At 45.7% G+C, this 361-nt stretch carries 1 pseudogene; it reads right to left on the bottom strand.

From position 1 onward, the window contains the following. Positions 1 to 282, bottom strand: a pseudogene (locus tag FH871_RS35200) (tRNA (adenosine(37)-N6)-threonylcarbamoyltransferase complex transferase subunit TsaD); the annotation flags it as partial. Positions 283 to 361 lie beyond the last annotated feature (79 nt).

The raw sequence follows: 361 nt of genomic DNA on the forward strand, positions 1-361 counted from the left end.
CACCAGGAGAGCTCCAACCAAACCCGGGCCATAAGTTACTGCTACAGCATCCAAGTCTTGAGCCTCAAGGCCAGCCTCACTCAGAGCATCCTGAATACAAAGAGTAATCACCTCAACATGGTGACGGCTGGCCACTTCTGGTACCACGCCTCCAAAGCGCTTATGACTCTCAACCTGACTGGCAATAATATTACTCAACAGTTCTGATTCATTTTTTAAAAGGGCGACACTGGTCTCATCACAAGAGGACTCAATCGCCAATATATATCTATCTTTCAACATTATTCAACCTCACAACTACCATTTTGCCAGACTTGGCCTCTCATTTTTTAGCAGCTCGCTGCATAATTAAGGCATCCTC

This window comes from Larkinella sp. C7, from assembly GCF_006149005.1.
In the GTDB taxonomy this organism is placed as follows: Bacteria; Bacteroidota; Bacteroidia; order Cytophagales; family Spirosomataceae; genus Larkinella.